12 protein-coding genes are annotated in these 22932 nt (G+C 70.1%); 5 read left to right on the plus strand and 7 right to left on the minus strand.

The features are described 5' to 3' along the window. Window positions 1-167: 167 nt before the first annotated feature. The 4 genes from OG884_RS24095 to OG884_RS24110 form a co-directional block, all read right to left on the minus strand. Complete coding sequence (locus OG884_RS24095; protein ID WP_326636418.1) at window positions 168-5348, minus strand: DNA repair ATPase; 5181 nt, start codon at window positions 5346-5348, stop codon at window positions 168-170. Further along, a complete protein-coding gene (locus OG884_RS24100; protein WP_326636419.1) occupies window positions 5345-7456 on the minus strand; it encodes a flotillin family protein in 2112 nt (703 codons plus the stop codon). Before OG884_RS24100 ends, OG884_RS24095 begins: the two co-directional genes overlap by 4 nt. 13 nt (window positions 7457-7469) lie before the next feature. After that, a complete protein-coding gene (locus OG884_RS24105) occupies window positions 7470-8081 on the minus strand; it encodes a hypothetical protein (protein WP_326636420.1) in 612 nt (203 codons plus the stop codon). A gap of 288 nt (window positions 8082-8369) precedes the next feature. After that, complete coding sequence (locus tag OG884_RS24110) at window positions 8370-9131, minus strand: PP2C family protein-serine/threonine phosphatase (protein ID WP_326636421.1); 762 nt, start codon at window positions 9129-9131, stop codon at window positions 8370-8372. A 251-nt stretch (window positions 9132-9382) separates the two neighbouring features. Here OG884_RS24110 and OG884_RS24115 point away from each other — a divergent pair, with 251 nt between their 5' ends. After that, on the plus strand, window positions 9383-10966 hold the full coding sequence (locus OG884_RS24115) for a peptide chain release factor 3 (RefSeq protein WP_326636422.1): 1584 nt from the start codon (window positions 9383-9385) through the stop codon (window positions 10964-10966). A 445-nt stretch (window positions 10967-11411) separates the two neighbouring features. Here the strand turns inward: OG884_RS24115 and OG884_RS24120 are convergent, their stop codons facing one another. Beyond that, window positions 11412-12215: an SDR family NAD(P)-dependent oxidoreductase gene (locus OG884_RS24120; RefSeq protein WP_326636424.1), complete on the minus strand. Its 804-nt coding sequence runs from the start codon at window positions 12213-12215 to the stop codon at window positions 11412-11414. 55 nt (window positions 12216-12270) lie between these two features. On the opposite strand from OG884_RS24120, the gene OG884_RS24125 reads away from it, so the two are divergent. After that, a complete protein-coding gene (locus OG884_RS24125) occupies window positions 12271-12870 on the plus strand; it encodes a TetR/AcrR family transcriptional regulator (RefSeq protein WP_326636426.1) in 600 nt (199 codons plus the stop codon). Window positions 12871-13275: 405 nt separating this feature from the next. Here the strand turns inward: OG884_RS24125 and OG884_RS24130 are convergent, their stop codons facing one another. Continuing rightward, a complete protein-coding gene (locus OG884_RS24130; RefSeq protein WP_326636428.1) occupies window positions 13276-13938 on the minus strand; it encodes a hypothetical protein in 663 nt (220 codons plus the stop codon). Window positions 13939-14079: 141 nt separating this feature from the next. Then, on the minus strand, window positions 14080-14508 hold the full coding sequence (gene mscL, locus OG884_RS24135) for a large conductance mechanosensitive channel protein MscL (protein WP_326636430.1): 429 nt from the start codon (window positions 14506-14508) through the stop codon (window positions 14080-14082). Between the two features lie 230 nt (window positions 14509-14738). Between mscL and OG884_RS24140 the strand changes: the two genes are divergently transcribed. From OG884_RS24140 to treY, 3 genes are all read left to right on the plus strand, one after another. After that, complete coding sequence (locus OG884_RS24140; RefSeq protein WP_326636432.1) at window positions 14739-18239, plus strand: BTAD domain-containing putative transcriptional regulator; 3501 nt, start codon at window positions 14739-14741, stop codon at window positions 18237-18239. Between the two features lie 117 nt (window positions 18240-18356). Beyond that, entirely contained in the window at window positions 18357-20462 is a 2106-nt protein-coding gene (gene glgX, locus OG884_RS24145; protein ID WP_326636434.1) for a glycogen debranching protein GlgX, read from the plus strand. Beyond that, window positions 20455-22932 carry a malto-oligosyltrehalose synthase gene (treY, locus tag OG884_RS24150; protein ID WP_326636437.1) on the plus strand — a complete coding sequence of 826 codons (2478 nt, stop codon included), beginning with the start codon at window positions 20455-20457 and terminating at the stop codon, window positions 22930-22932. Before glgX ends, treY begins: the two co-directional genes overlap by 8 nt.

Below are 22932 nucleotides of genomic sequence, written 5' to 3' on the forward strand. Positions count from 1 at the left end.
GTCATTCCCAGACGGCGGTGACGGCAGCCACCGGTCCAGCCACCGGTCCAGCCCCGGGTGGAGTCGGTCCGTCGGTCAGCTGGGCGACATTGTTCCGTTTCACAGAGGTAAGGGCGGAAAGGGGGGTCAAAGCGCCCCTTTCCGCCCTGGGCCCCCGTGAGCGGGTTTTATGGTTCGGGGGAGAGCCGGTCGGCGGCGTGTTCGATGGCGGTGCTCACCCGGTCGGCCAGCAGGCCGACCGCGCCGACCGCGCGGGTCATCGGGTCGTCCTCGGCGCCGCCCAGGGCCTGGGATCGCAGGTAGGCCGTCTTCACCTCCGCCCACCGCGCGGCCTGCACCGGGGTCAGGGTGCCGCGTAGTTCGGCGAGTTTGAGCAGGTTGGCCTCGGCGCCGGAGGTGAGGGTCTGGGCCTCGCCGAGGTAGTGATCGTTGATCACCGCCTCCAGTTCGGCGTCGTTCATCACCGGGACGACCCGGGCCGCGAGCTTGTTCATGTTCCGGTACGAGCCCTGCAGCTGGTAAGGAGGCTCGGTCCGCGAGGCGTCCGACTGGGCGGCCGAGGCGATGTACGCCTGGTTGTTGGCCAGCACCACCTTCTGGACCCGGAGCAGCTTGCGCAGCACCGCGAGGACCTGCTCCAGCTCCACCGAGGAGTACGGATGGGAGAGCCGGTCGGCCCGGACCCCGGAGTCGCCCCGCGCCAGCCGTACCAGCAGGCGGATGTCGCCTCGATCGCGGGTGGACAGCGGGGACAGGACCGGATTCGAGGTCAGCGCGTTGTCGATGTAGCTCAGCGCGAACAGCTCGTCCCGCCCCGACAGCACGTCGCCGAGGTTCCACACATCGGCCCGGTTGGCGAGCATGTCGGGGATGCGGAAGCGCTTACCCGACTCGGTGTACGGGTTGCCCGCCATGCAGACCGCGAAGCGCTTGCCGCGCAGGTCGTAGGTGCGGGTCCGGCCCTCCCAGACGCCCTCCATCCGGCGCTGGCCGTCGCACAGCGAGATGAACTTCTGCAGCAGCTCCGGGGAGGTGTGCTGGATGTCGTCCAGGTAGAGCAGCACGTTGTTGCCCATCTCCAGCGCGAAGGAGATCTTCTCGATCTCCTGCCGCGCCGTGGCGTCGGGTGCCTGCGCCGGGTCCACCGAGGTCACCAGGTGGCCCAGGGCCGGGCCGTTGACCTTGACGAAGATCAGCCCGAGCCGGTTGGCCACGTACTCCATCAGGGTGGTCTTGCCGTAGCCCGGCGGGGAGATGAGCAGCAGCATGCCCATCTGGTCGGTCCGCTTGGCGTCACCGGCCGCGCCGAGCTGCTTGGCCAGGTTGTCGCCGATCAGCGGCAGGTAGACCTCGTCGAGCAGCTGGTTGCGGACGAAGGCGGTCATCACCTTCGGCTGGAACTCCTCAAGACGCAGCCGCGCCCGCTCGGCCGCGACCAGCTCGTTGCGCCGCTTCTGGTAGGCGCGGTACGCGGGGACACGGTGGTCGCGGAAGTGCCGGCTCCTGGCCAGGAACTCGTCCAGCCGTAGCTGGATCGCGCGCCCGGAGATCCGGGGGTGCGCGCCGAGCAGCCCCTCGACCGTGGCGGTCAGCGCCGCCGACGAGTCGTGCCGCGCCACCTCGCACAGCAGTACGGCCACCGCCTCCACCAGCTCCGCCGATCCGGCCCCCGAGGCACGCCCCGCGCCCGGTTCCGATCCGGAGGCCGACACCAGGCCAGATCCCGAGGCCGACACCAGGCCAGATCCCGAGGCCGACACCAGGCCCGGTCCCGAGCTTAGGCCGGCGGCCGGGGCCGAGGCGTCGAAGGCGGACAGCCATGCCTCGGCCAGGCGGTGACGCCCGGGGAGGTCGTCACCAAGCGCTCGCAGGTCGTCCTCGAACTCCTGGCGCGCGGGGCCGAGCGCCCGGTCGAACCGGTCGAGCAGCGACCGCGCCCCCGCGCTCGTCACGAACCCGAACGGCTTGCTCGCCAGTTCCTCGAAGAGATACTCCCCGGCCAGTTCGGAGACGCCCTCGTCTTCCCGTACGCGGGTCCCGGTCGCCCCGGCGGTGCTCGCGGCGGCCACGGCGAGCGCACCCGTCGGACCCTCCGGATGGCCGTGAAGGCCCCGGACGAAGGATGCGATCGCCGAGCCGAGGGCGGCGCGGGTCTCCCGAACCGCCTCCACCTGGCCGAACAGGGCCCGTGCCCGCGCCAGCGACGTCGCCCGGGTGGTCCAGGTCGCGCGGGCGGCCTCGTCGGTGCCGAAGGCCCAGAAGAGCTGGGCGGCGGCCCGCGCGGCCGGTGGGTAGCGGAGCAGTCCCGCGCCCGCGTGCAGGCGGAGCGCGGCCTGGAGGATCGCGGTGGCGTCGTGGTCGTGGACGCCCCGCTCGTAGCCCTCGTCGTAGCGGGTCTCCGCCACCCGGCGGACGATCTCCAGCAGTTCGCCGTCGGCCACCGCGGCCTCGTGCAGCGCGTCCAGCGAGATCCGGCGCTCGCCCGAGGCCGGGGTGCCCGAGGTTCCGGAGGCCCCCAGGGTCAGAGTGCCGGATTCGGCGGCGGCCAGGATGGAGGCGGCCAGGTGCTCGCCCCGATAGACCTCCGGCGACTCCGAGACCGTCAGCTGGTTCCAGAACGGCCGGGTCTCCTCGAAGGCCGCGTCGAGCACCGGGGAGCGGTAGTCGGTCCCGGTGACGGCGAACGCCATCCGGCCTTCGTACGGGACCAGGGTCAGGTCGGCCGGCTGGGTGTTGACCGCGAACAGGTGGCGGCCGAGCCGGATGGTCTCGCCGCCGTCTGTGTAAAGGTCGAGCCGGTCGCGCAGGGCGCGGCCCGCCTCCTGCCGGGCCGACTTGATCCGGCCTTCGAGCTCCTCGGCGCGGACCTGGTCGCCCAGCGCGCGCAGTTCCCCGGCCACGCCCTTGAGCTTGAGCACCATCGGGTCGGACCCGAAGTAGGTGTTGACCTCGTCCAGCGACTTCAGCCCGGCCAGGCGGCGCCGTACGCTCGACAGGATCCGGGTCGCGGAGTCGGCCAGCCGGTCGGCGCGGCGGGCCCGCTCGTCGAGCAACGCCTGGCGGCGCGAGGAGAACGCCTCGTAGACGTCCTCCCGCTTGGCGGTCAGCTGCCCCAGGAAGTCGTCGAACTCGGCGAAGCGCGACTCCAGGTTCTCCAGCTGGAGCATCAGCCGGCCCAGCTGCTCGTCGCAGCGCTCGGGGGTGTCGGACATCGCCAGTGCCCCGGTGATCGCCTGCCCCAGCAGGGCGTACTCGGCGGCGAAGGCGGCCCGGCCCTCACCGGCCAGCAGCTCCCCGCGCCGGGCGTCCAGCGTGGCGCGGGCGCGGTTGACACCGCCGAGCACCTCGCCGACCCGTTCCAGGATGGCGGTCCGCACGGTGGCGTCGGCGATGTCGAGCGTGCCGACCACCTCGACCACGATCTCCAGCCCCCGCGCCTGCCGCTCCAGCCGCTCGCCGATCGGCCCGGCCTCGGCCACTGTCGCGATGGCGCCCGCGTCGGAGACCAGCCGCTCGACCTCCGCGTGGTATCCGGCGAAGGCGTCCTCGCCCCGCAGGAAGCCCGCGGCGCGCTGCGCGGTGCTGTCCAGCTCGGCCGCCAGTTCCGCGTCGAGCGCGTCGATCCTGGCGACGTCGACGTGGCGCAGCTCGCGCAGGGTCACCAGGTGCCCCTGGGACTGGCGCAGCTCCGACAGCCGGTCGACCCAGCCCTGGGCGGACCTGGGCGCCTCGCCGCGTGCGTGCCGTACGAGCGCGGCGATGTCGGCGGCGGCGGCCTCCAGCGCCTCGGCGGCCTGACGGGTGAGCGACTGGACGTTCTCGAACTCGTCCAGCACCTGCTCGGCGGTGGCTCGCACGTCGGCGAGCGGGCCGCGCAGCCGGTGCTCGCCCAGCCAGTGGTAGTGGTCGAAGGCCCGGACGCAGGAGGCGATCAGCGCCTCGAAGACCGGGATCGACGGCGCCATCTCATCGACCATCCTGGCCACCGAGAGGCAGTCGGAGATGCCCCGGACCAGCTCCGCGTTACCGATCCGCTCCAGCGGTCCGGTGCCGGCCGGACGGCCGGCGGCGTAGAGGTCCGACTGGTACGCCGTCTGCCAGACCTGCATCGGGTGGACGCGGGTGGGCTCCTCGGAGGTGGCCCTGAAAACGACCAGCGTGCCGTCGTCGAACAGCGAGTAGCCGTGGCAGGAGAGCGGGTTCGCCACCTGCTTGCGGATCACGTTGTACGGCAGCAGCAGCGAGCGCCCCTCGGTGCGGGCGTGGAAGACGTAGAGCACGTCCTCGCCGTTGGGGGAGCGGATGACCCGCTCGAACTCCAACTCGGACACGTCGGTGTCGAAGGTCTTGCTGATCCCGGTGGACAGGTAGTAGCCGCCGGGGAAGATGATCCCCTGGTCCTCGGGCAGGCGCTGGCACGCCTGCCCGATGCCGTCGAGACGGACCACGCCCTTGGTCCGGGTGTTGAAGACCAGGTGCCGCCACTCGGGCTCCTTGTACGGCCGCACCCGCAGCAGGATCAGCGGGCCGATCCTGGCGTGCTGGACCTCCGCGTCGGCGAGGCTCTGCAGCGGCTCGGCGACCGGCTCGCGGTAGATGCCCTCGCCGCTCTCGGTGTTGTTCTCGATCTTGATGGTGAGGTCGCCGCCGACGGTCTCGACGAACACCTCGCCCTCGATCGAGATGTGCGGGTGGCGGCCGAGCACGTGGTCGTCGCGGGTGGCGGGAGTCCACTCGAAGTCGTGCGAGGGCGGGAACGTGTGGTCGCGCTCCCCCCGGTCGTCGATGTAGGTGAGCGTGCCGTCCGTCCCGACCTGCCAGCGCAGCACCCGGGTGTCCTGCGGGCCGGTCTGGAAGACGGCCAGCAGCCTGTCCTCGACGCGGCGGAGCTGGAGCAGCCTGGTCTCCCGGTAGTACCGGTAGAGCTCGGCGAAGTCCCGTTCGAAGCGCGGGTCGCGGAACATCGGCGCGGGATCGAACCGGAACGCGCCGCCTTCCCCCTCCGCCGGGTTCCTGACGAACGTGTGCATGGAGAAGACGTCCGCGACGGCCGTCTCCGGCTTCAACCCGATGAACACGTTGTAGCCGAAGAGCATGAGCCCGCCGACCGACACGATGTCGCGTGGCACGCAGTTGTTCTCGGTGCGTATCCGCTCGGTGCCGATCAGGCGCAGCTCGGCCCCGCCGAACACCGCTAGGCGCTCGGCGTTGAGCGCGTCGGCCTGCCTGGCCAGCTCGGCGGCCTGCTCGGCCAGCCGGGCGCGGAGCACCTCGTAGGTGCCCGCGTCCAGTCCCGCCCCCTCCGCGCCGGGGGCGTCGGTGACGGCCTCCGCCGTGGAGGACGTCACTTGCCGGCGGAGTTGAGCGCGGCGACCGGGACCTCGGTGCCGGTGGCCGCGGCATGGGCCTCGCTCAGCAGGCCGCGGAGCCTGTCGGCGTCGGGACCGCCATCCTTGATCAGTTTCACCAGCAGCGCGGACAGCGAGAGGTTCCGCACGTCGGCGGTGTCGATCGAGCCGAGGACCCTGCCCAGGTCGGCGGGGATGCTCGCCGAGCCGTTCAGGTACGGCCCGGCCAGGCTCTGGGCGACGTCGGAGTGCTCCAGGAAGCCGTCCACGGCCTTGCCCATGGTGATCGAGCTCATCAGCTTGTCGAAGAACACGGTGTCGCCGCCGACGATGTCGATGTTGGCCTTGGACAGGCCGGCCGACACCACGGAGGCCTGCGCCTCGGCGATCTTGAGCTGCACGTTCACCCCGGCGAGGCGGATCTCCTTCTCGGCCTCCAGCCGCAGGCGGTACTCCTCGTGGGCGCGGGTCGCGTCGGTGAGCGCGGCCATCGCCGCGGCCTTCTCGGTGAGACCCTCGGCCTCGGCCTTGAGCTTCTCACCGACCGTCGCGGCGGCGGCCAGTGCCATGGCCTGCTCGCCCTCGGCCTCCGCCTTCAGCTTTTCGCGTACCGCGGTGGCCACGGCGTGCGCCTTGGCCTGATCGCCCTCGGCGACGGCCAGCGCCTTCTCCCGCTCGACGGCGGCCTCGGCGCGGCCGACCTTCTCGATCGCCGCGGCGTCCCGCTCGCGCACCTGCACCTCGGCCAGGCCGACGGCGGCCATCTCGGCCTGGACGCCCTCGGCGAGGCGGATCTTGGCGCGGGCGTCGAGCTCGGCGGCCTGCTGCCGGGACTCGGCCAGCACCAGCGCCTCGCGCGCCTTGTGCTTGGACGCGGCCTCGGAGGCCTCGGCCGCCTTGATGTCCTTGACCAGGCTCTCCTGCGCCTCGGCCTCGGCCTGGATGATCACGGCCTGGCGGGTCCGCTCGGCCTCCTCGACCACCCGCAGGCGCTTGATGCTCTCCTCCTGCTCGGCGACCGTCTTCTCCACCACGATCCGCTCGCGGATCACCTCGGCGATGGAGCGCTTCTCGCCCTCCAGCTCCTTGTCCTTGGAGATGCGCGACAGCTCGGTCTCGCGCTCGCGGGCGATGACCTCCAGCAGGCGGTCCTTCTCGATCCGCTCGGTCTCGATGGCAAGGACCCGCTCACGGTTCTTCGCCGCCACCGCGATCTCGCGGGCCTGGTTCTCCTGCTGGACGCCGAGCTGCTCGTCGGTACGGAGATTCGCGGCGTGTGCCTTGAGCCGCTCCTCGGCCTGGACCTTGGCGGTCTCCGCCTCCTCGCGGGCGCGCATGGTCTCCACCTCGCGCTTCTGCTTGATCTCCGCGTCGGCCTGGCGGCGCTCCAGCTCCAGGATGGCCTCCCGCGCGTCCACGTTCTGGCGGGTGATCTCCTTCTCCTCGCGCCGCTGGAACTCGTTGGTCCGTACGTGCTCGATGGCGGTCAGCTCGGTGATCTTCCTGATGCCCTGCGCGTCGAGGATGTTGTTCCTGTCCAGGGACATCAGCGAGGTCTGCTCCAGGTAGTCGATGGCCGCGTCCTCAAGGCTGTAGCCGTTGAGGTCGGTGCCGATGACCTGGATGATCTCGTCGCGGAACCGGTCACGCTGGGTGTAGAGGTCCACGAAGTCGAGCTGCTTGCCGACCGTCTTGAGCGCCTCGGAGAACTTGGCGTTGAACAGCTCCTGCAGCGTCTCCTGGTCGCTCGCCCGCGCGGTGCCGATGGCCTGGGCGACCTTCACCACGTCCTCGACGGTCTTGTTGACCCGGACGAAGAAGGTGATGCGGATGTCGGCACGGATGTTGTCGCGGCAGATCAGACCCTCACGGCCGGTCCGGGCGATCTCGATGGTCTTCACCGAGATGTCCATCAGCTCCGACTTGTGGAAGATGGGCAGCACGATGGCCCCGGTGAAGGTGACGTCCACCTTGTTGATCTTCGAGACGATCAGGGCCTTGCCTTGCTCGACCTTGTTGAACAGGCGGCTGATCATGATGAGCAGGCCGACGACGACGAGGAGGACGACGGCGAGGAAGATGCCGAGTCCGGTGGAGATGACGTCCAAAATGGTCCCTCGGTTAAATAGGACGATCAGGGTCGAGTTCCGCGGCGTACGGCATCACCCAGAAGAACTCGCCCGGGGAGTCATAGGCGAATATCAGGGCGGTGCTTCCGGCGGCGAAGGCGTCGTCGCCGGTCTGACGCACTTGAACGAGCGCGGAGGAGCCGTCCGGGGCGGTGACCTCGGCCTGGCCGAAATCAGTGCCGACCCGGCTCGTGCGGATGACGCACGCACGGCCCACGAAGTCGGCGCGGGAGGGGACGCGCTCCTTCGGGATGAGACGTCGCAGTGGCAGCACGATGAGGCGCGTGCATGCCCAGGCGCAGATCAGCGCCGCGATCAGTACCGCCACCAGGGCGGGGGTGCCGGTGAACAGCGCGCCGCCCACGAGGCTCGCGAACCAGGCGACGACGACCAGCAGCGAGACGACCAGTGCGGCCGGGACCCCGCCGAGTCCCAGACCGCTCAGGAGGCCGGTGGCTCCCGCGGTTTCGGAGCCGTCACCGGCGTCGCCGTCGAAACCGAACAGACCGAACACGACGAGCACCCAGTACGCGATGATCACCAGGAGCAGGAACGTGAACAGGACGGTCGGAAAAGACAGCGCGGCATCGACGAACTGGCCCATCGGCGTGTGAGGTCCCCCTGCTGGCGTACCGGATCGCGCTCCCCCGAGCGCGCGTAAGCGACTATATACAGGTAAAGATTGGTTAAAGGGAATAGTTCCCAAATTGGAGAAATATTCGTATTAAACTCTCTACCTGCGGGTTCTCCGGGGGCCGATGCGCGGGCGGGGTGGGAATCGTCCGAGGGCACGAGGGAGCCGGGGAGCGGAGGCGGGCCTCGCTGCCGTGGCCTGCCCGCACGAGCGGTGATCGGCCACGAGCGGACGGCCCGCACCGGGCTCTGTGCGCGCCTATGAGGGGACGGCCGAGCCGACCACCACCGGGTTGTCGGTGATCTCCCCTTCGACCACGTCGGCGACCACGCAGGTGATGTTGTCAGGCCCTCCGGCCTCGCAGGCGAGCGCGATCAGCTGCCGGGTGACCTCCTGAAGGTCGTCGACCTCGGCGAGCACCTGGCGGAGCCGCTCGGCCTCGACCACCCCCGACAACCCGTCGGAGCAGAGCAGGTAGCGGTCGCCGACCTCGGCGTCCCGTAGGGAGAGGTCGAGTTCGAGGTTCTCGTTGCCGTCGAGGACCTGAAGCAGGATCGACCGGTGCGGGTGGCGGGCGGCCTCCTCGGCGGTGATCCGGCCGTCGTCCATCAGCGTCTGGACCAGGGTGTGGTCGTAGGTGATCTGATAGAGGTCGCCGTTGCGGAGCAGGTAGGCGCGAGAGTCGCCGATGTGGGCGAGGGCGACGCGCGAGCCGTTCCAGAGCATCAGGGTCAGGGTGGTCCCCATACCGGTGAGCGACGGGTCTTCGGCGACCAGCTCGCGCAGGCGCTGGTTGGCCTTGCGGACCCCGGCCTCGGCGGCGGAGGCGAGGTCGCCCGGGCATTCCTGGTCCAGGGACGCCACGATGGCGATGGCCGCCGAGCTGGCGACCTCCCCGCCCACGTGACCGCCCATTCCGTCGGCGACGGCGAGAAGCCGGGCGCCGGCGTAGGCGGCGTCCTCGTTGCCTTGCCGGATCCGGCCGACATCGGACCCTGCAGCATAGCGCAGCGTGATCATCTGCACATCACTAGATCGTCGAGTTGCACGAGCTGAGCCGCTTTCGGACAGTTGGGATGGGCCTAGGGCGAACCGAGATGTTCCACGATCCACTTAACACCATGGTGGCGCAAGCGGCCTGGGGAAGTGTTGCCACATCTGTTGACAGCGGTGGTGGCGCGTAAGCTGTTTCAGTGGCCACTCAGCGCCTCCTCAGTGCCTCCGCACTGTGCCCGTAGTCCCCCACTTTACGCACCGCTAGGAGATCAGGAATGACCGCGATCATGCAGGAGGCGGCACGTCGCCGCACGTTCGCGGTGATCAGCCACCCCGACGCGGGCAAGTCGACCATGACCGAGGCGCTGGCGCTGCACGCCTCCGCGATCAGCCAGGCGGGCGCGGTGCACGGCAAGTCCGGGCGGCGCGGGGTGACCTCCGACTGGATGGAGATGGAGAAGGCCAGGGGCATCTCCATCACCTCCGCCGCGCTCAGGTTCGAATACCGCGGCCACATGTTCAACCTGGTCGACACCCCGGGTCACGCGGACTTCTCCGAGGACACCTACCGGGTGCTGGCCGCCGTCGACTGCGCGGTCATGCTGCTCGACGCGGCCAAGGGCATGGAGCCGCAGACGCTGAAGTTGTTCGAGGTCTGCCGGCACCGCCGCATCCCCGTCATCACGTTCGTCAACAAGTGGGACCGGCCGGGCCGCGAGGCCCTGGAACTGCTGGACGAGATCGAGGAGAAGACCGGCCTGAAGCCCACGCCGATCACCTGGCCGATCGGCACCGGCGGCTTCTTCCACGGGGTGGCCGACCGCGCCGCCGACCGGATCGTCCGCTACACCCGCACCCCCGGCGGTGCCACCAAGGCCATCGAGACCGACCTGAACGCCGAGCAGGCCCTGACCGAGCTGGGCGGCGACTGGGAGCGGGCCAAGGACGAGATCGACCTGCTCTCCGCGATCGGCGCCGACCACGACCAGAAGACCTTCGAGGCGCACGAGTCCACCCCGGTGCTGTTCGGGGCCGCGCTGTCCAACTTCGGCGTCGGCCGGCTGCTGGACGCCATGGTCGACATCGCCCCCGCCCCCGCGCCCCGCCCGGACGTCGACGACGACCCGCGCCCGCTGGAGGAGCCGTTCTCCGGCCTGGTCTTCAAGGTGCAGGCCAACATGGACCCCTCGCACCGCGACCGGATCGCCTTCGTCCGGGTCTGCTCCGGCAGGTTCGAGCGCGGCATGGTGCTCGTCCACGCGGCCACCGCCCGCCCGTTCGCCACCAAGTACGCCCAGTCGGTCTTCGGCCAGGAACGCGCCACGATCGACGAGGCCTACCCCGGCGACGTGGTCGGACTGGTGAACGCCAGCGCCCTGCGTCCCGGCGACACGCTGTACGACGGCTCGCCCGTCGAGTTCCCGAAGATCCCGAGCTTCGCCCCCGAGCACTTCTCCACGGCCAGGGTCCGCGACTCCAGCCGTTCCAAGCAGTTCCGCAAGGGCATCGAGCAGCTCGACGCCGAGGGCGTGGTCCAGGTGCTTCGCTCCGACGTCAGAGGCGACCAGTCGCCGGTGCTCGCCGCGGTGGGCCCGATGCAGTTCGACGTGGTCAAGCACCGGATGGCCACCGAGTTCAACACCGAGATCCTGATGGACCGGCTCGACTTCGGCATCGCCAGGCTCACCGACGCCGAGTCGGCGCCGATCCTGGCCCGCCAGCGTGGGGTGGAGGTCTTCGCCCGCTCGCTGGACAGGGCCCTGCTGGCGCTGTTCACCGACGAGTGGCGGATGCGCGGCGTCATGCGCGACCACCCTGACCTGGTGCTGAACGCCCTGCTTGCCGACACCCGCGGCTGACCGGCTCGGGTACGGCCCTTTTCCCTGAGAGCCGTACCCGGGTTGTTCGCCGTGCCCGCTGTGCGGGTTGTTCGCCGTGCCCGCTGCGGTGGGCGGGTGTTCCGGCCGGCCGTCTCAGTTACCGTCTGGTGATTTCGGCCTCCGGCCTGCTCGGGCGCGGGTGGTTGCGGGCTCTTTTTACGCCGGCCGGAACACCCGCCCACCTCCGCTGCACGTGCTCTGGCCGTAGGGCGTGCAGGCCGTAGCCGCTCGCTTTCCGGCCGCCTGGGTACGCGCCGTCGCTGAAGCGTCCCTTGAGGAGCCGATCAGGGCCGATCACCGTAGCTGAAGCGCGCCTGCATGACCCAGTCCAGGGCCGGGCGCCGTAACCAGTCCAAGGTTGGGCCGTCGCCGAACGGCTACCGGTAGCCGATTGTGGGGAGGTCGAGAATCCGGAATGTCTGGATCATTCGGGGGGTGACGATGCCATCGTGTGGAGGGTCTTCTCGAATCTCAGCGCCAGGTCGCGATCCATGGTGAGCTCGACGGGCCTGCCCTTCCGGTAGGCGGTGAGCGGGCCGGTCGGCGGACGGTCGATGAGGGCGGCGATCGGGGGTACCGCCCTGGCCGCCGGTTGAGCGAACATCGCCGACATCAGCCGGACGAGGCCGCGTACCGGTTGCCGGAAGGGTTTGAACATCCCTGTCGCCACGAACAGCGGGTTGTAGAGCACGTAGCTCGTCCGCTCGCCGGCGTAGGCCATGCCCAGCAACTCGACGGCCCTGGCGCCCTGCATGGTCGCTCTGAAAGGCCGATACCCCTCGGTCAGTTGCGGATCATTCCAGTGGATCTTTCCCGCGGGGATGCCCCCGACCCCGCACAGATTGACGATCACAGGTGTTCGCGCCTTTTCCAGTGATTCGCGCAGGCCCTCGGCCATGAGCCAGCGGTTGATCACGTACAGGGCGAAGGTGTGCTCGAAGCCCTCCGGTGTCTCGATCCTCGTCGGGTTGTACCTGAAGGCCCCGAGCACCAGTGCATCGATCACCGGATGCTCGTCACGGAGCTCCCGGATCAGGTCGCGTGTCTGCCTGATGGAACTGAGATCCGCCTGGACGAAGCGGGCCGCGGGTGCCTCCTCCCGCAGGCGCCGCCCGCCCACCTCGCCGCTGCCCACGGCGATGACCAGGTCGCCCTGCTCGGCGTAGTGCCGGGTGAGGGCCTTGCCGATGCCGTCCGTGCCGCCGGTGATCACGATCGTCCGCCGCATAAGTTGAGGCCTTCCTCAAGTTGAGATTCACCTCAACTTAGCTAGGCTTTCGAGCATGCGCAAGGACGCCCTCCACAACCGTGAGCGCCTCCTGCGGGCGGCCAGGAGCCTCTTCGCCGACCGGGGACTCGACGTGCCGCTCGAAGAGATCGCGCGTACGGCGGGGGTGAGCATCGGGACGCTGTACAACCGCTTCCCCACGCGTACCGAGCTGGTGGAAGCGGTATTCGAGGACCGGGTGGCGACCGTCGCCGAGCTGGCCGAGCGGTCGCTCGCGATGGACGACGCCTGGGAGGGATTCGTCGCGTTCATCACCGGCGTGTGCGAGCTACAGGCGGCCGACCTTGGCTACAACGACCTCGCCATACGCGGAGGAACAGCTGGCACGGACACGGGATACGCGCTGATGCAGCAGATCATCGAGCGCACCCAGGAGTCGGGCACCCTGCGGGACGATGTCACGCTGGCCGACATGGCGTTCGTGATCTGGGGGGTCGCGGCGACCGTACGCGCGACGTTCCGCGTCGCTCCCGGAGTCTGGCGGCGGCACCTCGCCCTGACCCTCGACGGCCTACGCGCCACCGCTGCCCACCCCCTCCCCGCCCCACCCATGTCCCCCGCCCAGACGCACGCCGCAATGGGCGAATGCCACTGAAAAGAAAACAGCCCAGGCTGAGGTTGGAAAACAGCCGAGGAGAGGTAGAGGCAGGGGAGAAAACAGCGGTAGCACGATTTACGGCGCCCGGCCCTGGACTGGGTCATGCGGTCGCGCTTCAGCTACGGTGACCAGCTCCGGACGATCCTCAAGCGACGCTTCAGCGACGGTGCGTTATCTGGGCGGCCGGAAAGCGAGCGGCTACGGCCTGCACGCCGTACGGCCGAAGCACGTGCAGCGGAGGTGGGCGGGTGTTCCGGCCGGCGTAAAAAGAGCCCGCAACCACCCGCGCCCGAGCAGGCCGGAGGCCGAAATCACCAGACGGTAACTGAGACGGCCGGCCGGAACACCCGCCCACCGCAGCGGGCACAGCGAACAACCGCAAACAATCCGCACCCGGAAAAGTCAGACTAGACGCCAGTCGTGACGCTCCAGAAAGGCGCGCTCTCCAGTGGCGTACTCGATGAAAGCGGTCTGAACCGCCTCCAGGTCGGGAATGTGAGTGCGGAACATCCGGTCCCGGACGCTGTCCTTGTACTCCAGTTCGTAGCCCGAGATCTCCGGGGAACTCTGGACGAAGTGCTCGCCGAAGACGACCAGCGCCGTGAACGGGTTCTGCGGGGACATGGTGGCGAGCGCGTCGGAGATGAGCCCCAGATCAGGGGCGACCACGATCATCCCGTCGCCGGTACGCATCTCCATGGTGGGATAGACGCCACGCGGAGACAGGTTGTGCACCAGGCCGCGCTGTGGGTCGTAGCAGACCAGCCCGCACTCGGCGGCCAGGGCGAAGACCTCGGCCGCCACCTCGTCGGCCCGTTCCAGGTCCACGGTGACCAGGGCGAAGTCCGCGGAGAGCGGCTCGGCCTCGGGAAGCCGCTCGACGAACGCCACCACCCCCGGGTGGGTCTCCGCGGGCTCCTGCTCCCCGGAGAGGGAGGCGCCCGGCTCTTCGGGGCGAAGGCTCACGCCATGCGACTTCCCGTGGCGGAACGTCTGGAAGACGTCCTCCGCGTGTTCCCTGGTGATCGGCTTGGGCTCGTGCCAGACGGCCAGTTCGAAGCTCACGCCCCCATTGTCCTCCGAAGGATTCTTCCGGCGGACCGGAAGGTCGTACAGCCCTGAAGGAGAGGGCACCTACGCCGAGCTAACACCGCCTTGCGCTTGGCCTCGCCGTAGCCGGTCGTACAGCGCTGGAGGAGAGGGCACCTACGCCGAGGGCTGGTCGGCGAGGGGGACCTGCGACAGCACCGCGGTGCAGAACGCGCAGCGCCTGGCGGCGATCGGGATGTCGCTGAGGCACTCCGGGCACTGCTTCTCGGTGGCCTCCTTGTCCCGGTCGAAGAAGCCGATCAGCCGGGTCATCGGCATCACGACGAGCCAGTAGATGACCGCGGCGATGATCAGGAAGCTCAGCAGGTGGTTGATGAAGTCGCCGTACATGAACTGGGCGCCGTTGACCGTGAACACGTACTCCGAGAAGTCTGGTTCCCGGCCGCCGGTGATCGCCCCGATCAACGGCGTGATGAGGTCCTTGACCAGAGCCTGCACCAGCCCGCTGAAGGTCGCCCCGACCACGACCGCCACGGCCAGCTCGACGAGGTTCCCTCTCAGTAGGAACTTCTTGAATCCACCCATTTCCTCATGTCCTCTACTCGTAAAGAAGGGCCGCTGCCCGGGGAGGGCGGCGACCAGAGCTCCGTTGTTTTTCCGGCAGTCCACCAGGGCCCCTGATGGGTGGTCTGGACGGAGGTTAACGCGTCCGGTTGAGGATATGCGGGGATGCACGCCTCGGCGCCGTCACGAGTTGGACGGGACAGGTGGTACGAAAGGTTACTATCGGCGCAGTTCGCGAGCGAGGTGGCCGGATGGATTTTCGTGTGCTTGGCCCGGTCGGGGTGATCGCCGATGGTGGGGTGGCGGTGGACATCGGCCCCTATCAGCAGCGGCTGGTGCTGGCCATGTGCGTCCTTTCGGCCCCGCGGCCGGTTGGGCCGAACCGGATGATCGACGCGCTCTGGGAGGGCGATCCCCCTCCGGGGGCGCTCAACACCGTGCAGGCGTACGTCTCCAAGCTCCGCCGTGTCTTCGAGCCGGGCAGGCCGAGGGAGGTGCCCCCGAAGGTCCTGACCAGCAGGCCGGGAGGATATGTCCTGGACGTCCCCGAAACCGCGATCGACCTGGGCAGGGTACGGGGACACGTGGCCGGGGGCAGGAGCCTGGGCGCGGCGGGTGACCACGAGGGGGCGGTGCGGGAGCTGCGGCTGGCCCTGGGGGAGTGGAGCGGGGACCCGCTTGAGGATCTCCCGGGCTCCTCCTGGGCGGCGGAGGAGAGCGCGCACCTGGTCGAGCTGCGACTGACGATCGAGGAGGACCTGGCCGAGGCGGAGCTCGCGCTCGGCCGGGGGGCGTCGGTGACGGCCGGGCTGGCCAAGCTGGTCGGTGCCCATCCGTTCAGGGAGCGGCTGCGGGCGCTCGCCGCCCACGCGCTCTACCAGGCGGGACGGCAGGCGGACGCGCTCGGCCTGCTCGCCGAGGGGCGCCGGGTGCTGATGGAGGATCTTGGACTGGACCCCGACCCCTGGTCGAGGGAGATGGAGCGGCGCATTCTCGGCCAGGATCCCGAGCTGAGGCCCAGGCGTACGGCGGAGGTGGGCGCGGCGGCGGGTGCGGCCGACGCGGGGAAGACGGCCGCCGTGACGGAGGCGGCCAATACGGAGGCGGCCAATACGGCGGAGAAGGCCGGTACGGCGGAGACGACGGGTGCCGGGGAAGCGGCGGCGGAGCCGGCCGGGCAGGAGAAAGGCACCGGACTGGTGGGCCGGGGGGCGGAGGCAGGGGTGCTGGCGCGGGCGGTCTCCGGGGACGGGCACCGGGTGGTGCTGCTCGCCGGGGAGCCTGGCATCGGCAAGACCAGCCTCGCCGAGCACGCGGCCGACGTCGCGCGGGCGCGGGGCCGGCGGGTGGTATGGGGCCGTTGCTGGGACGGCACCGGCGCGCCACCCTACTGGCCCTGGACGCAGGCGGTGCAGGACCTGGTCGGCAGGGATGGCGAACTGGCGCAACTCGCCAGAGCCGGAACCGGGACCGGAGCAGGGACCGAAACCGGGCAGATCGAAGGCGGGACCGGGACCGGGAGCGGAGCCGGGCAGGCCGGAGGCGGGCAGATCGGGCGGATCGGGACGGAAGGGTGGGCCGAGCGAACCGGGCAAGCGGGGCAAAGAGGGCAGTCTGGGCGGTTTGCGTTGTACGAGGCGTTCGCCCGGCTGCTGAACGAGCACGGCCGGGTGCTGGTGGTCCTCGACGACCTCCAGTGGGCGGACACCTCGTCGCTGCGGCTGCTGGAGTTCCTGGCCTCCACCCGGCTCTGCCCGGAGCTGACGGTCGTGGCCACGTACCGCGACACCGACGTACGCCCCGGCGAGCCGCTGGAGCACACCCTCGGCGTGCTGCGCCGGCTGCCGCACGTGCGGCGGCTCCTGCTGCGCGGCCTGGCAGATGAGGAGATCCGCGAGTATCTGGGACGGGCCGGCGCCGACCCCGGCCGGGCGGCGGAGATGGGCAGGCTGACCGCGGGCAACCCGTTCTTCCTGGGCGAGGTGCTGCAGCTGGGGGAGACCCCCGAGGCGCTCTCGGACGTGGTGCGCGGCCGGATGGCCCACCTGCCGCCCGACACCGAGGAGGTGCTGACCGTCGCGGCGCTGCTGGGCAGAGAGGCGGCGACCGACATCCTGACGCGCGTGGCGGAGCTGCCCGAGGGGCGGGTGCTCGACATCGTCGACGCCGCCGTGGGGGCCCGGCTGCTGGTCGAGGGGGAGGGGCCGAGCTGCCGGTTCGTGCACGACATCGTCCGTGACGTGCTGCGTGAGGCGCTGCCGCCGCTGCGTCGCAGGAGACTGCACGCACGGATCGCCGAGGTGCTTGAGGAGCGGAACGGGACGCGGCTGACCGAGATCGCCCACCACTACCGAGAGGGCCTGCTGACCCCCGCGATGGCGGGCAGGGCCATCGGCTACACCCGGCGCGCGGCGGCCCAGGCGACCGCGCAGTTCGCCCACGAGGACGCGGCGGAAAGCCTGGAACGGGCGATCGCGATGATCGACTGGCTGCCCGGGCCCGACAACGGGCTCCGCTGCGACCTCCTGCTGGACCTGGCCGAGGCGCAGGCGGCCGCGGGGATGAGCGGCGCGGCCCGCGCCTCACTGGAGGCCACCGCGCAGCTCGCCGAGGAGCTCGGCGACGACAACCGGCTGGCCAGGGCGGTGCTGGGGTTCTCCAACCCGATCTATCTGGCCATGTACGAGGAGATGACCGGCATCGACAGGCTGGCCGGGCGCATCGACCGGGTGCTCGCCTCCGACCTCGCCGGGGACTCGCCGTGGCGGGCCCAGCTGCTCGCCGCCGCCGCGCTGACCGGCTCCACCCTGCGGCCCGTCGAGCAGAGTGTGCAGATGGCGGAGGAGGCGGTGCGGCTGGCCCGACGCACCGGGGAGGACCAGACCCTGTCCAGGACGCTGATCGCCCTGGAGATCCTGCTGCGCTCCGGCCACGACCACGACCACCGGCGGGCGGTCGTCGCCGAGATCGTGGACATCGGCCGCCGCACCGGCGACCTGGCCACCGAGTGGATCGGCAGGGAGAGCGAGTACGTCGAGCTGAACGCCCAGGGCGCCGCCGGGCCGGCCGCGGAGTCGCTGGCCTGGCTGCGGGAGAGCGCGGAAAGGCTCAGGCTCCCCTCGATGGTCAGCCTGGCCGCCTGGCAGCGCGCGGTCCACGCCTACCTGGCCGGACGGTTCGCCGACGCGCTCGCCGAGGCCGACGCGTCCGGCACGGCACACCCGGAGGGGGCGCTGGGCCGGGGCGACGCGCTGCTGCGGCGGGAGACGTTCCGCTTCCTCTCCCTGCGGGCGGCGGGCGAGGCGGGCGAGGCGCTCGCGCTGTCCGGTGAGATGCTCGCCCACCGCCCAGGGCAGAGCCCCTGGCGGATCCTGCGCTGCCTGGCCCTGATCGACCTGGGCAGGACGGACGAGGCGCGGGAGGCCTTCGCCGAACTCGCCCGCGACGGCTTCGCGGCACTCGGCCCCGAGCTGGCCTACCGGTTCGTACCGGACGCCGTCAGTGAGATCTGCGCGGCGCTCGGCGACGAGGCCGCGGGGAAGGTCCTGTACCGCAGGCTCGCCCCGAACACGGGCCGGCTGCTGGGCTGGTCGCTGACCGACCTGTGCCTGGCCCGGCTGGCCCTGCTCGACGGTGACGAGGAGCGGGCCGGGGCCCATCTGCGGGCGGCGGAGGCGTTCGCCGCAGCGGCGGGGCTGCGCGTGTACGAACCCGCGCTCCGCGCGCTGGCCGGTGCGCTTCGGCCGACCTGACCCGGGCTCGTCGCCGCATACCGCCGGGTAACTCCGAGATCACTGTTACAGGAGTGAAAATGTGCGCATGTCCCGGCTGAAACAGGGCATATTTGTTCACCGCTGAAGGGCGGTGTAATGATCGAGATCTGGCCGGGTGATCCCTATCCTCTCGGGGCCACCTACGACGGCGCGGGGACCAACTTCGCGCTTTTCACCGAGGTCGCCGAACGCGTCGAGCTGTGCCTGTTCGACGAGGAGAACCAGGAGACGCGGGTCAACTTCACCGAATGCGAGGGTTTCGTCTGGCACGGATACCTGCCCGGCGTCGGTCCGGGACAGCGGTACGGCTACCGCGTGCACGGCCCGTACGATCCGCGGAGGGGGCAGCGGTGCAATCCGGCCAAGCTCCTGCTCGACCCGTACGCCAAGGCGATCGAGGGGGAGGTGAACTGGGACGAGGCGGTGTACGGCTACCGCTTCGGTGATCCGGAGAGCCGTAACGACGACGACTCGGCCCCGTTCATGCCGCACTCCATCGTGATCAATCCGTTCTTCGGGTGGGGGCACGATCGGCCGCCGAGCACGCCGTACCACAACACGGTGATCTACGAGGCGCACGTCAAGGGTCTGACGATCAATCATCCGAAGATCCCCGAGCGGATCCGCGGCACCTACGCGGCGATCGGGCATCCGGAGATCATCGATCACCTGACCGCCCTCGGGGTGACGGCGATCGAGCTCATGCCGGTACACCAGTTCGTCACCGACCACGTCCTCGCCGATCGGGGGCTGACGAACTACTGGGGCTACAACAGCATCGGGTTCTTCGCCCCGCACAACGCCTACTCCAGCACCGGGCAGCGCGGCGGGCAGGTACTGGAGTTCAAGGCCATGGTCAAGGCCCTGCACGAGGCGAACATCGAGGTCATCCTCGACGTGGTCTACAACCACACGGCCGAGGGCAACCACCTGGGCCCGACGCTGAGCATGCGGGGCATCGACAACACCGACTACTACCGCCTGGTCGACGACGACAAGCGCTACTACCTGGACACCACGGGCACCGGCAACAGCCTGTTCATGCGCTCCCCGCACGTGCTTCAAATGATCATGGATTCGCTCCGCTACTGGGTCATCGAGATGCACGTGGACGGTTTCAGGTTCGACCTGGCCGCGACGCTGGCGCGGGAACTGCACGAGGTCGACCGGCTGAGCGCCTTCTTCGACCTGGTCCAGCAGGACCCGGTGCTGTCGCAGGTCAAGCTGATCGCCGAGCCGTGGGACCTCGGCCCCGGCGGCTACCAGGTGGGCAACTTCCCCGCCAGGTGGACCGAGTGGAACGGCATGTACCGCGACACGATCCGCGACCTGTGGCGGGGTGAGCCCGCCTCGCTGCCCGAGTTCGCCTCCAGGCTGACCGGCTCCAGCGACCTCTACCAGGACGACAGCCGACGCCCCGCCGCCTCCATCAACTTCGTCACCTGCCACGACGGGTTCACCCTGCAGGATCTCGTCTCCTACAACGGCAAGCACAACGAGGCCAACGGCGAGGACAACCGGGACGGCACCGACGACAACCGCTCCTGGAACTGCGGTGAGGAAGGGCCCGCCTCGCTGGCCGTCGAGTCCCTGCGCGAGCAGCAGAAGCGCAACTTCCTGACCACTCTTTTCCTGTCCCAGGGCGTTCCGATGATTTCCCACGGTGACGAGTTGGGCCGTACCCAGCGGGGCAACAACAACGGGTACTGCCAGGACAACGAACTGAGCTGGGTCGACTGGTCCGACGTCAGGGAGAACTGGCTGCTGCTCGAGTTCACCCGGCGGCTGGCCAAGCTCCGCGCCGACCACCCGGTCTTCCGGCGGCGTAGGTTCTTCTACGGGCGGCCCGTACGCGGTTCGGAGGAGAACCTCAGCGACATCGCCTGGCTCACTCCGAGAGGGGAGAAGATGACCGATGCCGACTGGAACGTTGGCTACGCCAGGTCGCTGGCCGTCTTCCTGAACGGTGAGGCCATCACCGAGCCCGACCGCAGGGGGCGGCAGATCGTCGACGACTCGTTCCTGCTGCTGTTCAACGCCCACCACGACGTCATCAAGTTCACCCTTCCGAAGGACTACGGTGAGATGTGGCTGACCGAGATCGACACGGCGATGCCGATCATGGTTGACAGCCGGGTCTGCCGGGCCGGAGAGAGCGTGCCGGTGGTCGGCCGCTCGGTGCGGGTGTTGCGCCGTGTCTGAGCCCGTCAAGCAGCCCACGCCCGAGCCCGTGCCCGCTCCCCTGGAGCCCGCGCCCGGCGTGGTCCCGCCCGAGCCCGTGCCCGGTGTCGTACCGCGAGAGCCGGCGCCCGGTGTGATCCCGCAGCAGGTCGCCCACGACGAGATCCTGCTGGAATCCGGGGCACTGTTCGGCGAGGACGTGCCGGATCCGGTGGAGCTCCCCGAGGAGGTGCCCGAGCCCCCGCCGTCGCCCGGCTCGTACGAGGTGCCGGTCTCGACCTACCGGCTCCAGCTGACCCCCGACTTCGGGTTCGACAAGGCGGCCGAGCTGGCCCCGTACCTGCGGGACCTGGGGGTGAGCCACGTCTACCTGTCGCCGATCCTGCAGGCCGTGCCGGAGTCGCGGCACGGCTACGACGTGACCGATCACTCGCGCGTCCGCGAGGAGTTCGGCGGCATCGAGGGCCTGCGGCGGATGTCGGATACGCTCGCCCAGCACGGGATCGGCATCGTCGTCGACATCGTGCCCAACCACATGACGGTCCCGGTGCCCGAGTCGGGCAACGCGCAGCTGTGGTCGGTGCTCAAGGAAGGGCGGAAGTCACCGTACGCGCCCTGGTTCGACATCGACTGGTCCGGTGGCGACGGCAGGGTGAACATGCCGGTGCTCGGCGACTCGGGGGAGGCGGTGGTCGACGGCGACGTGCTGCGCTACCACGACCATGTCTTCCCGCTGCCCGACGCGAACTACCGGCTGGTCGACTGGCGGCGCGGACCCGGCTACCGCCGGTTCTTCGACGTGTCCTCGCTGATCGGGTTGCGGGTGGAGGACCCGGAGGTGTTCGACGCCACGCACGCCGTCATCCTCTCGCTCGTCCAGGAGGGGATCATCAAGGGGCTGCGGGTGGATCACCCCGACGGGCTCGCCGAGCCGCGCGGCTACCTGTCGCGGCTGCGCGCCGTCTCGGGCGTGTGGACCGTTGCGGAGAAGATCCTGATCGGCTCCGAGCGGTTGCCCGCGGACTGGGAGTGCGACGGCACCACCGGCTACGAGGTGCTCAACCGGATCACCGGGCTGTTCGTCGACCCGTCGGGGAGGGAGCCGCTGGTGGAGCTGTTCACCCGGCAGACCGGCATGCCCTCCAGCTACGCCGCGGTCGTCCGGGAGTCCAAGGCGGAGGTGCTGAGCCTGTTCTTCGGCTCGGAGATCGACAGGTTGCACGCCGTCGTCGGCTCCGACCGCCGGACGCTGGTGGAGCTGCTCGCCGCGATGCCGGTCTACCGGGCCTACGCGGTGCCGGGCGAGCCGGTGCCCGAGATCTCGGCCGAGATCGTCGAGGAGGCCGGACGGGTCGCCGCGGGGCGGCTGCCCGAGGGCGCTCCGGTGGCGGAGGTCGTCCGGCGGGTGCTGGCCGGGCCCGCCGAGGCGATCACCCGCTTCCAGCAGACCTGCGGTCCGGTGATGGCCAAGGGGGTGGAGGACACCGCCCTCTACCGCTGGTACCCGCTGGCCTGCCTGAACGAGGTGGGCGGCGAGCCCGACAGGTTCGGCGAGCCGGTCGAGGAGTTCCACGCGTTCTGCCGGCGGATGTCGCCGGGCACGATGACGACGCTGTCCACCCACGACACCAAGCGCTCAGAGGACGTACGGGCCCGGCTGGCCGTGCTGTCCGAGCTTCCGGGAGAGTGGGCGGCGGCGGTCGGCGAGTGGTCCTCGAAGGTCTCCTTCGACCCGGCCCTGGACTACCTGGCCTGGCAGAATCTGATGGCCTCCTGGCCGATCGGTCCCGACAGGTTCTTCGACTACCTGTTCAAGGCGGCCCGCGAGGCCAAGACCTCGATCTCCTGGGCCACCCCCGACCCGGCCTACGAGCGCGGCATCCGCGACTTCGTCACCCGGGCCATCGAGGAGTGCGGCGCCTCGGTCGAGGAGTTCGCCGCGAGGATCGAGCCGTATGCCAGGTCCAACTCGCTGGGCCAGAAGCTCGTCCAGCTCATGCTGCCCGGCGTGCCCGACCTCTACTGGGGCAACGAGATCACCGACTTCTCCCTGGTCGACCCGGACAACCGCCGTCCTGTCGACTTCCCGCTGCGCCGCCGGATGCTCTCGGCGGCGCAGGCGCACGCGAGCCGGGCCCACCCGGAGCAGGAGCACCCGAGTCCCGCCACGGAGGGCCTGTCATGGGACGAGGCCAAGCTGGCGGTCACCAGCCGGGCGCTGGATCTGCGGCGGAGGCTGGACCCCGAGGCGCCGTACGTCCCGATCGAGGCCGGAGAGCACGCGATCGCCTTCGCCCGGGGGGATCGGGCGGTGACGGTGGCCACCCGGCTGCCGGTCGGCCTGGAGCGTTGCGGCGGCTGGGGGAGCAGCACGCTCACCCTGCCGCACGGGACCTGGCGGGACCTGCTCTCCGGTGCCGAGCACACCGGCAGGATCCCGCTCGCCCATCTGCTGTCGGTTCACCCCGTCGTACTTCTGGAAAGGGACTGA

Source organism: Streptosporangium sp. NBC_01755 (genome assembly GCF_035917995.1).
Lineage (GTDB): Bacteria > Actinomycetota > Actinomycetes > Streptosporangiales > Streptosporangiaceae > Streptosporangium.

What these genes read in the sequence shown, in the direction of transcription:
- OG884_RS24110 (WP_326636421.1), bottom strand. Translation starts at nt 9,131, where the DNA reads ATGATCACGCTGCGCTATGCTGCAGGGTCCGATGTCGGCCGGATCCGG.
- OG884_RS24105 (WP_326636420.1), bottom strand. Translation starts at nt 8,081, where the DNA reads ATGGGCCAGTTCGTCGATGCCGCGCTGTCTTTTCCGACCGTCCTGTTC.
- OG884_RS24120 (WP_326636424.1), bottom strand. Translation starts at nt 12,215, where the DNA reads ATGCGGCGGACGATCGTGATCACCGGCGGCACGGACGGCATCGGCAAG.
- OG884_RS24125 (WP_326636426.1), top strand. Translation starts at nt 12,271, where the DNA reads ATGCGCAAGGACGCCCTCCACAACCGTGAGCGCCTCCTGCGGGCGGCC.
- mscL (WP_326636430.1), bottom strand. Translation starts at nt 14,508, where the DNA reads ATGGGTGGATTCAAGAAGTTCCTACTGAGAGGGAACCTCGTCGAGCTG.
- OG884_RS24115 (WP_326636422.1), top strand. Translation starts at nt 9,383, where the DNA reads ATGACCGCGATCATGCAGGAGGCGGCACGTCGCCGCACGTTCGCGGTG.
- glgX (WP_326636434.1), top strand. Translation starts at nt 18,357, where the DNA reads ATGATCGAGATCTGGCCGGGTGATCCCTATCCTCTCGGGGCCACCTAC.
- OG884_RS24140 (WP_326636432.1), top strand. Translation starts at nt 14,739, where the DNA reads ATGGATTTTCGTGTGCTTGGCCCGGTCGGGGTGATCGCCGATGGTGGG.